The 15,806-nt window shown below is 47.7% G+C and carries 9 protein-coding genes; 8 read left to right on the top strand and 1 reads right to left on the bottom strand.

Going from position 1 to position 15,806, the window contains the following annotated elements; genetic code table 11:
• From ACMGDE_RS06345 to ACMGDE_RS06325, 5 genes are all read left to right on the top strand, one after another.
• Entirely contained in the window at positions 1 to 1,536 is a 1,536-nt protein-coding gene (locus ACMGDE_RS06345; protein WP_436831928.1) for a RagB/SusD family nutrient uptake outer membrane protein, read from the top strand.
• A gap of 20 nt (positions 1,537 to 1,556) precedes the next feature.
• Entirely contained in the window at positions 1,557 to 4,343 is a 2,787-nt protein-coding gene (locus ACMGDE_RS06340; RefSeq protein ID WP_436831927.1) for a family 78 glycoside hydrolase catalytic domain, read from the top strand.
• A 19-nt stretch (positions 4,344 to 4,362) separates the two neighbouring features.
• Positions 4,363 to 6,399: a family 20 glycosylhydrolase gene (locus ACMGDE_RS06335; RefSeq protein WP_436831926.1), complete on the top strand. Its 2,037-nt coding sequence runs from the start codon at positions 4,363 to 4,365 to the stop codon at positions 6,397 to 6,399.
• A gap of 57 nt (positions 6,400 to 6,456) precedes the next feature.
• Positions 6,457 to 7,881 (top strand): arabinose isomerase, encoded by a 1,425-nt coding sequence (locus ACMGDE_RS06330; RefSeq protein WP_436831925.1) that lies wholly within the window; start codon positions 6,457 to 6,459, stop codon positions 7,879 to 7,881.
• Positions 7,882 to 7,948: 67 nt separating this feature from the next.
• A complete protein-coding gene (locus ACMGDE_RS06325) occupies positions 7,949 to 8,788 on the top strand; it encodes a helix-turn-helix domain-containing protein (protein WP_436831924.1) in 840 nt (279 codons plus the stop codon).
• 35 nt (positions 8,789 to 8,823) lie between these two features.
• On the opposite strand, the gene ACMGDE_RS20050 is transcribed toward ACMGDE_RS06325, so the two are convergent.
• The gene (locus tag ACMGDE_RS20050; RefSeq protein WP_495911615.1) at positions 8,824 to 9,195 is read right to left on the bottom strand and encodes a hypothetical protein; all 372 of its coding nucleotides are present in this window, start codon (positions 9,193 to 9,195) and stop codon (positions 8,824 to 8,826) included.
• A gap of 594 nt (positions 9,196 to 9,789) precedes the next feature.
• Between ACMGDE_RS20050 and ACMGDE_RS06320 the strand changes: the two genes are divergently transcribed.
• The 3 genes from ACMGDE_RS06320 to ACMGDE_RS06310 are packed head-to-tail and all read left to right on the top strand — an operon-like array spanning position 9,790 to position 15,796.
• Positions 9,790 to 12,993 (top strand): SusC/RagA family TonB-linked outer membrane protein, encoded by a 3,204-nt coding sequence (locus ACMGDE_RS06320; RefSeq protein WP_436831923.1) that lies wholly within the window; start codon positions 9,790 to 9,792, stop codon positions 12,991 to 12,993.
• 23 nt (positions 12,994 to 13,016) lie between these two features.
• A complete protein-coding gene (locus ACMGDE_RS06315) occupies positions 13,017 to 14,864 on the top strand; it encodes a RagB/SusD family nutrient uptake outer membrane protein (protein ID WP_436831922.1) in 1,848 nt (615 codons plus the stop codon).
• Between the two features lie 17 nt (positions 14,865 to 14,881).
• Positions 14,882 to 15,796 carry a DUF5017 domain-containing protein gene (locus ACMGDE_RS06310; RefSeq protein WP_436831921.1) on the top strand — a complete coding sequence of 305 codons (915 nt, stop codon included), beginning with the start codon at positions 14,882 to 14,884 and terminating at the stop codon, positions 15,794 to 15,796.
• The last annotated feature ends 10 nt before the right edge of the window (positions 15,797 to 15,806 follow it).

Raw genomic sequence — 15,806 nt, 5'->3', positions numbered from 1 at the left:
ATGAAAAAATTAATTATATTGGTCGTTGCCGTCATATCGCTGGGGGCATGTTCGGAGAGTTTTCTGGATAATGTGCCGGAAGACACATTAACCTCTGGCAATTTCTTCAAAACGGAAAGCGACTTTCAGCAAGCGTTGATCGCCACTTATGGGGCCGTGCGTACGGCGGGTGACCTGAATTCGTGGGTAATGGGTGAAATGCGATCGGATAATACGCATTATGATATTAACCGGGGTGCTGACGCCAGTATCGGTACCATGGCGAGGTTAGCGGTTGCTGATTTTTTGGATGACGATGGCAACGGGGTAACCAATTCGAAATACGATGGATCCTATGTGGGAATTTCACGTGCAAACGTGATATTAGACCGAATCATTGATGTGCAAATGGACGCGGGAAAAAAAGACCAGATCATTGCCGAGGCGAAGTTCCTGCGGGCATTCTTTTATTTTGAACTCGTGCGCTATTATGGCGGTGTACCCCTATACATACACGAAGTCAGTAATGCTGAGGAGGCATCGCTGCAACGCGCCACGGTAGACGAAGTGTATGCCCAGATCATCGCGGACGCCACGGAAGCGGCGGCGATCCTGCCGCCCAAAGCCAGGGAACTGGGTAGGGCTTCCAAAGCGGCTGCCCACATGTTGCTGGGCTATGTATACCTTACGCAAAAAAACTATCCCGCCGCTGAGGAGGTCCTCCGAGCGGTTACGGGCTATGGGTATTCGCTTCTCCCGGACTACCGCTCGGTATTCGACCCGACGAATAAAACGAACAACGAGCTGATTTTTGAGGTACAATACCAAGACGGTCCGAATGGCATACCTAGTGATTTTATTTACCGGTTCCTGCCCCTCACCGACGACGCCTCCATCGTGACGGGCTTTTCGGTCAAAAACATCACCAGCGGGCTGAATGTGCCGACACAGGATCTGCTCGAGAGCTACGAGGCAGGCGACACCAGGCTGGAAGCTTCGGTAGCCATTGCCGAGGGCACGGGTGAAACAGGCTCTAGCTTCATCATTGAATCGATCAAAAGTCCGGTCAATTATTCAGCCCCAGCCGGTAAAGAGGGAAAGCCCTTCATCAGCAAATATTCCTGGCCCCATGCGATAGTGGAAGAAACCAATAGCAACTGGCCCATTTACCGCTACGCAGATGCGCTGCTGCTGCTTGCCGAGGCGCTGAACGAACAAGGAGGTGGTAAATCAGCTGAGGCCCTCACCTATTTAAACCAAGTCAGGAACAGGGCGTTTGATGGCGAGGGAACCATCGCGGCTACCGACCAGGCGACGCTCAGGGATATAATCGCGCATGAACGCCGGATTGAACTGGCATTTGAAAACAAAAGGTGGCTCGATCTGGTCAGGACAGACCAAGCCGTGGACGTGATGAATGCGCATGGCGTAGAGATCAAAGCGGCGGACCCGAATGTGAGTCCAAGTGCGTACAACGTCACCGCGTGGAGGCTGATATTCCCGATTCCCAGAAGGGAGATACAGATCGGAAGGCTGGAACAAAATCCTGAATATTGACACTGGCATAACATGTAAATATGGAGTTGAAAAATCGATTCGGGTTCCTTGTTCTGGTCATCTTACTTGGCGCAGATGTTTGCCTTTCGATGGCAGCGCCCGGAAAGCTGGTGCTCGCAAACCTAACGTGCGACGATAAGCGCAATCCCGTGGGTATCGAATCCGGACGCCCCCGGTTGAGCTGGACCATTCTGGCGGAGCGCCGGAGCGTAAAACAAACCGCTTACCAGATCGTGGTGGCGGATGACCCGGAGATGCTGAAGCAGGAAAAGGGAAATGTGTGGGATTCTGGAAAAATAGACGCCGGTAGCTCCATCCAGGTCCCGTATGCCGGGAAGGCACTGACGTCGGCAAAAAAATACTACTGGAAGGTAAAAATATGGGACAATCAGGGTCATGTTTCCGATTGGAGCGAACCGGCAAGCTGGCAGATGGGGTTGATAGCGCCGCCGGATTGGAAAGGTGCACAGTGGATTGGGTATGACGAATTGCCCAACGCTAAGCGGATCGTACCGGCAGCTCACCTCGGCGGCGAACCGGAGTGGGGACCGCTCAGGGATACCTTGCCCCTGCTGCGCCGGGAATTTACGGTTGAAAAACCCTTAAAGCAGGCCACGATCTTTATTTCCGGACTGGGGCATTTCGAATTGCGTGTAAACGGAGAAAAGATCGGCGACCATTTCTTGGACCCGGGTTGGACAAATTATGATAAGACCGCGCTATACGTCGGCTTCGACATTACCAAGGAGGTGCAAGTCGGGGCAAATGCGTTGGGTGTGATGCTTGGAAACGGTTTTTATCACGTGCCCGCAGAACGGTACCGCAAGCTGACCGGCACGTTCGGCCATCCTAAAATGATTTGCCGATTACGGCTTGAGTATACCGATGGCACCGCCGCGGATATCATCAGTGATGGCTCCTGGAAAGCCGCTCCCGGACCGGTTATTTTTTCCAGTATTTTCGGCGGGGAGGATTATGATGCCCGGCTAGCGCAAGACGGCTGGGACGCGCCTTCGTTTGATGATGCAGCATGGCGAGATGCCGTGTTGGTCGATGGCCCTGAAAAACTCAACAGCCAATCGACTGAACCGCTAAAGGTGATGGAAACCTTCGCGCCCGTAAAAATCAGCCAACCCAAGCCCGGTACGTGGGTGTACGACTTGGGGCAAAATTTTTCGGGTATACCGGCGATCGTAGTAAGCGGGAAAAGCGGAGATACCGTAAAAATCATACCGGGCGAGATCTTGGATTCCACCACTGCGGTCAGCCAACGGCCATCGGGTGACCCCTCCTACTTTACATATGTGCTGAATGGCAAAGGCACGGAAAGCTGGCAGCCCCAATTCACCTATTATGGCTTCCGATACCTGCAAATCGAGGGCGCTGTTCCCGAGGGGGAGCCGAATCCAAAAGGCTTACCGGTATTGAAGAAGGTACAGGGGTTGCATACCCGAAATTCGGCCAGCACCGTGGGTGAATTTCACTGCTCCAATGAACTTTTCAACCAGATATTCAACCTGATCAACTGGTCGATCAGGAGCAACATGGCCAGTGTGCTGACCGACTGCCCCCACCGTGAAAAACTGGGGTGGCTAGAGGTAGCCCACCTACTTGGCGGTTCCATTCGCTACAACTATGACATTGCCTCCTTTTACCGCAAGATCATCCGGGACATGCAGCTGGCACAAACCGCCGAGGGACTGGTGCCCAACATTGCGCCGGAGTGGGTGGAATTCGACCCCGACTTCCGGGATTCGCCCGAATGGGGCAGCAGCAGCGTGATCCTGCCTTGGTACATGTATCAATGGTATGGTGATGAAGAAATCTTGAGGGAAAGCTACCCGATGATGAAACGGTACGTGGATTACCTCGGCAGGAAAGCCGAAAACCACATCGTATCGCACGGGCTGGGCGACTGGTTTGACATCGGTGAGAACGGTTCCGGTTCGGGCTATTCGTTGAATACACCACAAGGAATCACCGGTACAGCCATGTATTATTATGATCTGGGTATCCTGCAGCAGGTCGCGACGCTATTGGGCGAACACGATGATGCCTCGCGTTATCACCAACTCAGTGAACAGGTAAGATCCGCATTTAACAATGCCTTTTTTAACGAAGAGACGAAACAATACGGCACAGGAAGCCAAACGGCAAACGCTATGGCCGTCTACATGAAACTGGTGGATCCTGAGCACAAGGAAGCGGTCGTTGAAAACCTGATCAAGGGTATCCGTGCCGGAAACAATAGGCTCACCTCCGGTGAGGTCGGGTTTCGCCACCTCGTTGACGTACTTGAAGCGGAAGGCAAATCCGATGTGCTGTTTGATATGAATAACCGCGCTGACGTGCCGGGCTATGGTTATCAGATCGCGCACGGCGCTACGACATTAATGGAGGATTGGACAGCAATCAAAACATTGGGCAATAACCATTGCATGCTGGGGCATTTAATGAAATGGTTTTATAGCGGACTTGGCGGGATCCGTCCGGCGGAAAATTCCATTGCGTTTAATAAAATCGTGATCTGCCCCGAACCGGTGGGAGACATCACCTCGGCTAAAGCCAGCTATCGTTCGCCATATGGTGTCATTCTTAGCGAGTGGAAAAAGAATACGCGCAGGTTTGAACTCCATGTCGAGATTCCTCCAAATACGGACGCTGTGATTTATTTGCCAGCAGGTGCCGAATCCATCATTTCTGAAAACGGTAAACGTGTCCATCCGGACCGGATGGCAACTGTCGGAAACGGGAAACGGACCGTTTCCGTTGGTTCGGGAACATTCCGATATGTCGTGAAAAACTAAACTATATATGATCAACAGAATGAAGGTTAGCATCAGCTGGATGGTATTAATTGTTTTCCTCGCCTGTCATATCGCATGCAGCGATCGCGCAGACAGCGAAGGGCCTGCGGCATCCATCATTCCCCTACCCCAATCATTGGAATGGTCGGACGAAACGTTCGACCTCACCACGTGCGATGCCATTGCGGTAATGACGCCGTCCCTCAACAAGGAGGCGTTGCAATTGCAGCAGCTGCTTGCAGACAACGGGCACACGGTAGCACTCAGCAATTCGACACCGCCCGACAAACACGCAATCGTGCTGAATCTCGGCACCGTGGACGCCCGTCATTTACCCGAAGAAGCATATCGGCTCCAGGTAGGAAACGATTCGGTAGTCCTCACCGCTAATTCGGCTCACGGTATCTTTAACGGGATTCAAACGCTTGCCCAGCTGATCCTGGATGGACGCTCCGTACAGGGCTGCAGCATCGTAGACTTCCCTGCCTATCAATGGCGTGGTTATATGGTCGATGTGGGGCGCAACTATCAATCGGTCGAATTGCTGAAGCAGCAAATTGACAGAATGGCCCGTTACAAGCTGAATGTATTCCATTTTCACCTGACCGAAGATGTTGCCTGGCGATTGCAGGTCACGCAATACCCACAGCTCACTGCCGCCGAGCACATGACACGAAACAAGGGGATGTTTTACAGTATTGAGGAGGTGAAAGCGCTGATCCAGTACTGCAAAGACCGGCACATTACGCTGGTACCCGAAATCGACATGCCGGGCCATAGCGCCGCATTTACCAGGGCGATGGGTGTGGATATGCAATCGGAAAAAGGTTCTAAAATTGTTAAGGACATTATCGAAGAGGTGTGTACTACCTATGATGTTCCATATATCCATATTGGAGCAGATGAGGTAAAAATAACCAATCAGCAGTTTCTGCCGGAAATAACAAAACTCATCGGGCAACATCAAAAGACGGTCATTGGCTGGGCGCCTGGGGGCAACTATGATGATCACACTATCCGTCAGCTGTGGAAAGACGAGGGCGATCAGGAAGTGAAGGCAAATACGCATCGTTATATCGACTCCAAGTTTTTGTACATCAGCGATTTCGATCCGCTGAATAGTGTGGTGACTATTTTCAACCGGCAGCTCGGCGGTAAGCCGCACGGTGATTCGGGTTTATTGGGCGCCGAATTTTGCTTGTGGGCCGATAGAAGGGCAAAACAAGAATCCGATCTGATCAACATGAATCCGGTTTACCCGGCAATGCTGGCCTTTGCCGAGCGGAGCTGGCGCGGCGGGGGTTATCCCGGCGTGGTATTCAGCATCGGTCCCGATTCGTCCGATCGGGCGCAGGCGTTTGTCGAATTTGAAAAACGATTATTAACGCATAAGGAAAAATATTTTAGCCAGCTGCCGTTCAATTATGTGAAACAAACCCACATGAAGTGGAACTTGTTCGGCCCATTTGACAACAACGGGGATCTGTCGGCAGTTTACTGGCCCGAAAACCCCGGCGCGGTGCCCGAAGATTCCACGGCGACCCTCGTGGCGACAGGCGGCACGATCTGGCTCTGGCACACCCATGGTCCGCCGGTGGAAGCCTGGCTCCCATCGCCCAGGGAAAATACCACCTGGTATGCCTATACGAAGTTTTGGAGCGACGCCGATTCGGCAGTGGCGTTTTGGGCCGATTTTAAAGATCAATCGAAGTCGGGCGCCGACGCCACCCCGCCAAAAGGTGAATGGGATTATATGCAAAGTAAATTATGGATCAATGGCAACCTCATCCCCCCGCCCGAATGGGCCTTCCCCGGCAGGCCATCCGGACAGTTAGAAGCGCCATTAGAAGATGAGGGATTTTATTACCGCCCGCCGATGATGGTGAATGTCAAAAAAGGCTGGAACAAGATTTTGGTAAAGCTGCCGATGAATACATTCGATCCGCTGCTGGATTGGCAGGTTCCACCGAAATGGATGTTTACCGTCATACCGGTGCATCGAGGTGAAGGCATCAATTATTCGGCCAACGACGTAAAATTTCAACCCGGTAAGTGATTGTTTTTTTAAGATGATCATTTCTTTAACATGGTACAATGCAAACAAATTTTTTAGATGAGCAATAAAACAGCGAAGATCGGGTTATTTGGAATCGGACTTGACACCTATTGGCCCCAGTTTCCGCAACTGCGGGACCGCCTCGAGGGATATCTCTCAGAAATAGCGCAGAAGCTGACATCATTTCATCCCGAGGTGATCAACCTGGGGTTGGTCGATACCGTAGATAAAGCATTTGAAGCGGGCAGTACGTTCAGGCAGGAAGAAGTTAGCATTATCTTCCTATACGCGTCTACCTACGCGTTATCAGCTACCGTGTTTCCGGTGGTGCGCCAAGCCAAGGTTCCCGTGGTCATCCTCAATTTAGCGCCAACTGCTAGTATCGATTACGACGCGTTCAACAGCATGGGAGACCGAACCAAAATGACGGGCGAATGGCTGGCCTATTGTTCGGCTTGCCCGGTACCCGAGATCGCCAGTGTGTTCAACCGGACCGGTATCACGTTCCACCAGGTGACCGGAATGCTGCATGAAGAAGAATGCTGGAACGAGGTACGTGAATGGGTGGACGCAGCCAAGGTCGCCCATATGATGTTTCATAATCGGCTGGGCTGCATGGGGCATTATTACAGCGGCATGCTCGACATTTATTCCGACCTCACCCAACAGTATGCTTACTTCGGCGGACACGTAGAAATTATTGAAGTAGACGAGCTTTCGACCTTACGCAAAAGCGTTCGGCTGGCGGAGATTACCGAGCGGGTGTCGCTGTTTTACGAATGCTTCGATGTACAACCCGACTGCTCAAAAGAAGAGCTCGAAAGAGCCGCGAGAACTTCCGTAGCGCTCGATAAATTAGTTGATCATTATCGGCTCGGCTCCATGGCCTATTACTATAAAGGGACCGGGACCGAGAATGCAGACACGATGAGTTCCATCATCCTCGGCACGTCGCTCCTCACCGCAAGGAACATACCGGTTGCCGGCGAATATGAAATAAAAAATGCGCAGGCCATGAAGATTTTGGATGGTTTCGGTGCGGGCGGATCCTTTACCGAATATTATGCGGTCGATTTCAACGATGATATCGTACTGATGGGGCACGACGGGCCAGGACATATTTCCATCGCAGAGGGAAAGACCAAAGTAAAGCCACTCCATGTATATCACGGAAAGGTCGGCAAGGGATTGTCGGTGGAAATGTCGGTCAGGAACGGACCGGTGACGTTGCTTTCGGTCGTACAGCGCAAATCGGGCGAATTAAGTTTCCTGGTGGCGGAAGCAGTGTCGGTTGCCGGACCGATATTGGAGATTGGCAACACGAACAGCCGCTACCGGTTTTCGATAGGCGCGCGAAACTTCATCAATCAGTGGAATCGGCATGGTCCGGCCCATCATTGCGCAGTAGCGGTAGGTCATATCGCTTCTAAAATTGAAAAACTCGGCAACTTGTTAGACATGGAAACGGTTATTGTTTGTTAACTTTGGGCTCGAAATGGATCCCTATCGCAGATACTTTAGTTCAAAACAACTCGAAGAATTGGTTGAAATGCAGCCAAACTGGGGGGTTAATGTCTTAAATGTCGGCCATAACATTCATCCTGCCAACAAAAATTATCCCGATAAAAATCATCCAAACCGCTATTTCTTCAATTGGGAAAAAGGAAGAGTACTCAACGAATACCAATTGGTATTCATCGCGGCCGGCCGTGGCACCTTTGAAACCGAACACATCGGTGAAGTGCCCATTAATCCCGGTTCGGTCTTCTTACTTTTTCCGAATACCTGGCATACGTTTAAACCCCTACAAGATCAGGGTTGGGAAGAGTATTGGGTGGGATTCAATGGCCCCTATGCAGAATATTTAATGCAGCAAGAATGTTTTAATCCCCGTTTTCCGCTTATCCACATGGGTTTCAATACCGAGTTTCTCGACATCTATACCCGTTTGCTGGAAACACTGAAGGGCGAAGGCGTCGCCTTTTGCCAGATCGCTTCGTGCCTGACCGTTCAGCTGCTGGGCTTGGTGTACGCTGCGGCATTGCTCAAAGCATCCCCGCAAAATCGCAAAGAGCACATCATCAACAATATTCGCTTCAAAATGCATGATAACCTACATCAGCATATTAACCTGGACGAATTGGCCGCTGAACACAACGTCAGCTATACCTGGTTCAGGAAAGCATTTAAAGAGGTAATAGGCACTTCTCCGGGTCAATACCTCCTAAACCTGAAGTTGGAAAAAACGTGCAAGATGCTGAAAGAAACAGACCTGACCATTGCTGAAATCGCCTTCGCGGCGGGGTTTATGTCTGAATATCACTTTTCGAGGATATTCAAAGAGAAGTTTAACATATCGCCATCCCTTTTCAGAAAGCGAGGCCAATAGGCGATTAACCGAAGATAACAGAGCCAATATTTCTGCTATAGATCGTACAGAGAATAAAGAATGATAGGCTGTTGCAGCCTTTCCGCATCGGCCGGTCGGAACATACGGAACGAATTGCAGGTGTGGCTGGAGAATTGTTCCATCTGCAGCAGTATCAGTTCGATTACCTTGGCTTCAATGAACGTCCGCTTAAAGAACCCCTGTCTTTGGCAGTCAATGATCGCGTTGATAATTCCCATCATCTCGGGGGTGACACGAAGGTTGTGTTTACTGATGAATGATGGCGACTGCTGTTCGATTTTCCTGATAAAATCATCAAACAGTTTACTGTGACCGATGTAACTTCTGAATGCCTGGGGGGGGAGATATTGATTTCGAGCATCCGATTGCTCCCGGTGGTAAAGGATACTTTTCCCTTGATACCTGGCACATAGATGATATTATGTTCGTTTGCGGAGAAAGCGGTTAATTTCCGTTCGGCCCCGGTGAATGTTTCCGTGTCCGCCATCAGGTCGAAATGCATCTCCACCGTCTCGAAATCACTTCACTGTTGCAGGTTGACGAGGAAGCAACATACGTCTCCGAACAAAAGGAAGTTATGTATTATATCGGCTCGGCAGCATCATTGGCCACGAGCGTATAGAAAGCGCTGTGTCGGAGTTTTATAATCGCTCCACCGAAAAAGGGGGACGACAATCGGATGTCAATGATTTCTACAACTTATTAAAAAAGAACACCCCGAAGGAGCGCTTTCCGAGCAATCGTATTGCTAACCTGATAATGCTGGACGATCTCAAGTGCTTTATCCTCTCTATAATTTCGCCGTAGAAATTAACAAACTTATTCAACATGTTGACGCACTAAGATTATTTATTAAAATAATAACACTTTCATTAATAATTAGTTACGAAATAAAAATATTTTATTTTGTTCTTATTTTTTAAATATATACTTTTGACATGCGCCACCTTAGTGCGTTAAGAACACAATTTTAACCAATTATGAAGAAATACCTAAATTATTTTGAAAGCAACGTATTTCAATCTCTCATCATTATGGGAGTTATTGCCTGTTTTACGTTTTTCAACTGTAAAACTTACGCTCAGGAAGGCCAGCGGGTGGATCTTTCGGGAATAGTGTCTGACATTAGTGGAAAGCCTATTCCGGGGGTAACTGTTTCTCTTAACAGGCAAAAAAAGATCGCAGTTACTGATGCACAGGGACAATTCGACTTAAGAAACATCGACAAAAATGATTCGGTGATCATGTCTGCCATAGGGTATGAAAGGCAAATCATACCGATAGCAAACAATAGGAAATTGTTAATTACCTTGAATACGGCTAGCATTGATCTTAACGAAGTGGTGGTTTCAGTAGGCTATGGCACGCAAAAACGGGGAGACGTAACGGGTTCTGTTGGAGCTGTCAATGTTGAAGACCTGAATAAGGCACCTGTAAAATCAGCAGATGAGGCGCTGGCCGGCCGTGTAGCCGGGGTGGTTGTGTCAACAACAGACGGACAACCGGGGGCAAACAACAATATCGTCATCCGCGGCGCGGGATCTTTAACGCAGAGTACTGCCCCATTATATGTGGTAGACGGCTTCCCTATGGAGGACGCAAATTTTAATTCAATAGCACCGGGGGATATTGAAACAATTGACATATTAAAAGATGCATCGGCCACAGCAATTTATGGTGCTAGGGGTTCAAATGGAGTGGTTATCATTACCACGAAAAGAGGCAAGGCCGGAAAGCCTGTGGTTTCGTATAACGGTTTTTTCGGAATGTCTCAAAAACCCGCTCCAATTGAATTGATGAACGCTTATGATTTTGTGAAGTATCAAGCTGAACTTAATCCCACTATCACTAATACCTTATATTTCACATCTGGCAGAGATTTGGAATTTTATCGAAATGCTTCTTCCACAGATCTTCAGAACCGTGTTTTCCAAAGTTCGCCCTTACAAAACCACCAATTCTCACTGCGTGGCGGCAGTGGGGGTACCACCTACTCTATTTCTGGAAATCTGGCAGATCAAACGGGTATCGTTACCAACACGAGCTTTCAAAGATACCAAGGTAGGATAGCGATAGATCAGGTAATTAATGCTAAGCTAAAAATTGGCGCAAATTTAAACTATAGTGACCAAAGTACCCGGGGCATGATACTGGGTGAAGCGAGCAGAACTGGCGGAGCAGCCTCCGCTACAGTTTCCCTGCTATATGGTGTTTGGGGATGGAGGCCGGTCTTTGGCGAGGGTGAAAGAATTGGGGAAGAAGAGCTTTTTGATCCATCTGTTCCAAATTCTGATGCCAGAGTCAACCCTATCCAATCGGTAAATAATGAGTTCCGCTTGTCCCGTGCTAAAGTTTTTAACGCGAATGCCTTTATCAACTATGAGCCATTAAAAGGCCTTGTACTCAGGGTGTCTGGAGGCATGACCGACATCACCCAGCGAGGAGAGGCATTTTACAACTCGCTAACATCTGCCGGAAATGTCAGAAACGTAAACGGTGTTAATGGATCCGTGATTTTTGCCCCATACAACACGTTACTTAACGAGAACACGTTAACTTACACCAAAGCATATCAAAATGGCCACAGATTTGATATCATGGGAGGCTTAACTATACAAGGCAATACTTCTGGAAACTACGGCTTTCGCGGGCTAAATGTTTTTAGCGAATCCTTGCAGATAGACGGACTAGACGAAGCTGGAACCAACATCGGTTCATCATCAAGTTCCCGTTGGAAGATGATGTCATTTTTGGGGCGGGTAAACTATTCATATAAAGGTAAATACCTGTTTACGGGCACCATTAGAAATGATGGGTCCTCGAAATTCCGAAGCGGCAACAGGTGGGCAATGTTTCCCGCAGCGGCTTTAGCCTGGAGAATGTCGGATGAGAAATTTTTCAAAAGCCTGAATTTTATTGATGAATCTAAGCTCCGTCTGAGTTACGGGTCAAGTGGTAATAACCGTGTTCCGGATTTTCCATATTTAACGGCAATCGCCTATCCTACTTTTGCTAGTTATGCCTTTGATAATAACACACCGGCAAGGGGAGCTTTACTGGGTAATTATGGCAATCCGGATCTTAGATGGGAAACAACCACTATGGCCAATGTCGGCTATGATCTTAGTCTATTCAAGAACAGAATAGGCTTTACCGTGGAGGTTTATCGAAAAGTGACCAAAGATGCGCTACTCAATGCAGACCTTCCTTACGCTACAGGTCTTGCCGTAGCTGGAACCGGAAACCTAGCCAAAGCTTTCAAAAATATTGGAAAACTTGAAAATACAGGGCTTGAATTTACCTTGAATACGGTCAACATTTCCGATAAAAATTTTAATTGGAGCAGTAATTTCAATATAAGCTTCAACCGAAATAACGTTCTTCAGTTTAATGAGGGTCAAACATCCTTTTTATCAAATGTAGCTTTTGACGCTGCTTTCAACAATGTTTCACCCTATATATCAAGAGTGGGGATGCCAGTTGGCATGATGCATGGATTGATATTCGAAGGCACCTACAAGTATTCCGACTTCAATAATATAAACGGTGCGCTGGCACTGAAGGATAACGTACCTGATAACGGACAGCCCAGAGCAAATATTAAACCGGGAGATATCAAATACAGGGACATAAATGGCGACCTTGCAGTTAATGATAAAGATTTCACGATCATCGGCAGAGGATTGCCAATCCATACGGGAGGTTTTACCAATAACTTCAAATACAAAAATTTTGACCTGAATATTTTCCTCCAATGGTCATACGGCAGCGATATCATCAATGCGAATAGGCTTGTTTTTGAGGGAAACGCCGGTCAGCGAATACTTTTAAACCAGTATGCCACCTACAATAACCGATGGTCTGCAGACAATCCGGAAAGCGATCTGCCAAGAACGGGCGGAATACTGGATAGCTACTATTCAAGCCGGGTAATCGAAGACGGTTCTTATCTGCGGCTGAAAACTGTGGCTATTGGTTATAATCTCAGTCCGAAATTAGTATCAAAAGCAAAGATTACATCGGCCCGGATTTCCGTTTCCGGCCAGAATCTGCTGACCTGGTCAAACTATTCCGGCCAAAATCCGGACGTGTCGGTCAGGAACTCGATCCTGACACCTGGTTTTGATTATTCATCTTATCCTCTTCCTCGTGCCGTGGTGGTGGGAATTGACGTTACATTTTAACCTAACAAACAAAAATAAAGATCATGAAAAAAAAATATATCGTCTTTTTTATAATTTGTCTGGCATTATCATCAGGATGCGATAAATTTTTAGACACTAAGCCTACAGACTTTGTCTCATCAGAGTTTACGACAGCCGGCCAGCTCACAACGGCTTTGACCGGAGTGTATGAAATCTTAGGTAACACAACCTTATATGGCGATACATGGCCGTATTGGTTAAATGTTTGCAGTGATATAGAATATACCAATACCGGGCAACTTAACACGGTGAATTATATATATAGCCCGGCTGATGTACAGATTACGGGCTTTTGGAGAACGTTGTATACAGGGATATATAGAGCAAATGTCTTATTGGCTTCAACAGATAATCCTGATATTGATCAAGCTGTCAGAGACAGGACAAAAGGCGAAGCACTTTTTTTAAGGGGATATTACTATTTTTTGCTGGTAAGTAACTTTGGCCCTGTACCGGTTTACCTATCACCAAATCCATCCATTGCTAATGTCAATGTTCCCAGAACATCTATTAAAGATGTGTACGATCAGATACTGGCAGATATGACGACTGCTGAACCGCTTGTTCCGGATGTTTCTTCAACGGGACAAACCGGCGACGGTGTAATTCATGGTGGCCATATCTCTAAATCTGCTGTACAGGGAATATTGGCCAGGGTATGCCTTACGATGGCCGGATATCCTTTAAACGATGAAAGTAAATATGCTGATGCACTTGAGTGGGGATTGAAAGTCGTCAATTCAGGTAAACACAGCTTAAACCCTGATTATAAACAAATATTTATCAATTATGCCCAAGATCTTTATGATATTAAGGAAAGTATCTGGGAAGTAGAATTTTATGGCAATGCAACCGGAGGTTATCAGGAATATGGCTACTATGCTGGAACGCGAGCTGGCATTCGCAGCACAGACCCTGAGATTGGGCAATGCGGCGGAATTGTACTAGCCACAAAACGCCTGTTTGACTATTTCGAGCAAGATGCCGCAAGTCCTGCAATAATAAAACCTTCTTTCGACATCAGAAGGGATTGGAATATCGCTCCTTTTACTTATGTCGGTGTACCGGGTGTAGTAACTCCAAATACCGACCTTTGGCGCAGAAATACGGGAAAGTGGCGACGGATATATGAACTTGTGCTTCCAAAACATCCACAAGTTAGCCCTCAGAATGTTCCAATTCTAAGATATGCGGATGTGCTGCTTATGGTTGCTGAAGCACAAAACCATGTAACCGGACCAGCAGATGCAGCTCCCTATGTTAACGAAGTACGTAAAAGGGGTTATGGCATGATGTACGGCAATGTTGTTAAAGCCATACGGGTTACCGCAGGTGGTTCGGGCTATACCTCTGCACCAACCGTTACATTAAGCGGTGGTGGTGGCGGTGGCGCTACAGCGGTTGCTACAGTAGCCGAAGGAATGGTTACAGACATCCAGGTAACCAACCCGGGATCATTAACCACAGCCGGACCATATTATACTTCCAGCCCAACAGTACTTATAAGTGGCGGTGGTGGTACCGGGGCCACGGCCACAGCTGTCATCACAACGGCTACTGATGCAGACCTTACATTGGATAAACTGGCCAGTAAAGAGGCGATGCTGGCTGTTATTAAGCAAGAAAGAGCTAAAGAACTCTGCTTCGAAGGTATCCGCCGCTCAGATTTGATACGCTGGGGCAATTTTGTAGCAGATATGCACGAGTACATTGCTGAAGCCACTGCCAACGGGGCCGCTCCGGGAATAATAGCCGGGGCGCAGAATGTGCAATCAAGAAGTCTGCTATTTCCAATTCCAACTTACGATTTATCATTAAATAAAGCCCTGACTCAGAATCCTGGCTATTAAACAACACATAATTGATTATGAAAAGAACTATTAACCCTTACCTGCTGATGGTTTTAATTGCAGGTTACTTTTGCTCATGCAATAAGAAATTAACCGTCCCTGAAAATGATTTTAATGTGTCCGTCGAAAAGGTACAATATAAGGTTGGCGATTCGGTGGAGTTCATATTTAGCGGAACCCCTGCAAATATTACATTCTATTCTGGCGAACCCGGATACAGGTATGAAAATCGCAATCGTACCACTGCTGAGGGAGGTCTTCCGGTACTCAATTTTACGACAGTATATGGTGGTGGCGGCCGTCAGCCCGGCACATTGAAATTATTGGTAACAAGCGACATTGATGTCGTTAATGAAGACAACATGGTAGATACTAAATGGACGGATGTATCTGATAAAGTAACATTTGCACCCGGAACCGCCTACACACCGTCGGGAAACCTGCCATTAGCAGATTATATTGAAGAAGATAAGCCGCTTTACGTTGCATTCAAGTTTGTGGGTTACTATAGCCCGACGACAAATCCAGGAAACTGGGTTATCGGTGCATTTGATGTGATAAACACGCTTCCGGATGGAACGATTTTATCACTAGCCAGCATGGCCACAGCCGGATGGGCCAAATTTAATATAAAAAACGAGACAACGGATTGGGTTTTTCCAAACGCATCGCGTAACGAAGCATATATTGTGGGGGGCGGTATCAATACGCCGGACAGCGAAGATTGGCTGGTAACAAAGCCTTTGTTAGTAAACGCGATAAAACCAGATGTTGGTGTGGTTATTCAAAACATAGGCAGTAACGCCATAGACAGGTATTCCTATATATACACCCAACCTGGTGAGTATACCGTTACATTTTTAACCTCTAATTATTCAATTGATGACCAGAAAGAGGTAGTTAAGCAGATCACTATCACCGTAACCCCTTAAATCGAACTAT

Source organism: Parapedobacter brassicae (assembly GCF_051400755.1).
In the GTDB taxonomy this organism is placed as follows: Bacteria; Bacteroidota; Bacteroidia; order Sphingobacteriales; family Sphingobacteriaceae; genus Parapedobacter.
The sequence above is the reverse complement of the archived record's forward strand: the minus strand, read 5'-3'. Positions and strand labels throughout refer to the sequence as shown.